This is a genomic window from Curtobacterium sp. LFS079 (assembly GCF_047977865.1).
In the GTDB taxonomy this organism is placed as follows: Bacteria; Actinomycetota; Actinomycetes; order Actinomycetales; family Micrococcaceae; genus Arthrobacter.
Genome location: NZ_JBFPFO010000029.1, coordinates 1 through 1,893, shown reverse-complemented (window position 1 = coordinate 1,893; position 1,893 = coordinate 1). Strand labels below are relative to the sequence as shown.

The following is a 1,893-nucleotide window of genomic DNA, read 5'->3' as shown; positions in this document are numbered from 1 at the left end:
AAAAGGAAACAGGCACCGTACTCACCACAGGACACAACCACCAGGCCATGCCAAAAAAACTGATTCGTTGATATTCCACCCATGAGCACCCACCGCAGAACGAACGCCTGCGCAATGGGCTGTATCTCCTGACCACCCCGGTACGACAACCATGCAGTCACCCACCAGGAGAAGTTAGAGGCTCCTTAGAAAGGAGGTGATCCAGCCGCACCTTCCGGTACGGCTACCTTGTTACGACTTAGTCCCAATCGCCGGTCCCACCTTCGACGGCTCCCTCCCACAAGGGGTTAGGCCACCGGCTTCGGGTGTTACCAACTTTCGTGACTTGACGGGCGGTGTGTACAAGGCCCGGGAACGTATTCACCGCAGCGTTGCTGATCTGCGATTACTAGCGACTCCGACTTCATGGGGTCGAGTTGCAGACCCCAATCCGAACTGAGACCGGCTTTTTGGGATTAGCTCCACCTCACAGTATCGCAACCCATTGTACCGGCCATTGTAGCATGCGTGAAGCCCAAGACATAAGGGGCATGATGATTTGACGTCGTCCCCACCTTCCTCCGAGTTGACCCCGGCAGTCTCCCATGAGTCCCCGGCATAACCCGCTGGCAACATGGAACGAGGGTTGCGCTCGTTGCGGGACTTAACCCAACATCTCACGACACGAGCTGACGACAACCATGCACCACCTGTGAACCAGCCCCGAAGGGAAGCCCTGTTTCCAGAGCGGTCCGGTCCATGTCAAGCCTTGGTAAGGTTCTTCGCGTTGCATCGAATTAATCCGCATGCTCCGCCGCTTGTGCGGGCCCCCGTCAATTCCTTTGAGTTTTAGCCTTGCGGCCGTACTCCCCAGGCGGGGCACTTAATGCGTTAGCTACGGCGCGGAAAACGTGGAATGTCCCCCACACCTAGTGCCCAACGTTTACGGCATGGACTACCAGGGTATCTAATCCTGTTCGCTCCCCATGCTTTCGCTCCTCAGCGTCAGTTAATGCCCAGAGACCTGCCTTCGCCATCGGTGTTCCTCCTGATATCTGCGCATTTCACCGCTACACCAGGAATTCCAGTCTCCCCTACATCACTCTAGTCTGCCCGTACCCACTGCAGAACCGGAGTTGAGCCCCGGTCTTTCACAGCAGACGCGACAAACCGCCTACGAGCTCTTTACGCCCAATAATTCCGGATAACGCTTGCGCCCTACGTATTACCGCGGCTGCTGGCACGTAGTTAGCCGGCGCTTCTTCTGCAGGTACCGTCACCTTGCGGCTTCTTCCCTACTGAAAGAGGTTTACAACCCGAAGGCCGTCATCCCTCACGCGGCGTCGCTGCATCAGGCTTGCGCCCATTGTGCAATATTCCCCACTGCTGCCTCCCGTAGGAGTCTGGGCCGTGTCTCAGTCCCAGTGTGGCCGGTCACCCTCTCAGGCCGGCTACCCGTCATCGCCTTGGTAGGCCATTACCCCACCAACAAGCTGATAGGCCGCGAGTCCATCCAAAACCACAAAAAGCTTTCCACCCCCCACCATGCGGTGAAAGGTCATATCCGGTATTAGACCCAGTTTCCCAGGCTTATCCCAGAGTCAAGGGCAGGTTACTCACGTGTTACTCACCCGTTCGCCACTAATCCCCCCAGCAAGCTGAGGATCATCGTTCGACTTGCATGTGTTAAGCACGCCGCCAGCGTTCATCCTGAGCCAGGATCAAACTCTCCGTCAAAAAACAAACAGACACAACCAAAACCAGTGGAAATAACACCAGCCCGGCTGCACAAAATCTGAAACCAGCCAAAACCAGGCCACCACACACGGGGGTGCGGGCAACCCGGCAATAACCAATTCAAAAAACAAATCGGTATCAACAAACTTGGCACACTATTGAGTTCTCAAACAACAG

The 1,893-nt window shown here is 55.9% G+C and carries 1 rRNA gene; it reads right to left on the bottom strand.

Annotated elements, in window-relative coordinates:
• Positions 1 to 189 precede the first annotated feature (189 nt).
• Positions 190 to 1,716, bottom strand: a 16S ribosomal RNA gene (locus ACNQPB_RS20055).
• Positions 1,717 to 1,893 lie beyond the last annotated feature (177 nt).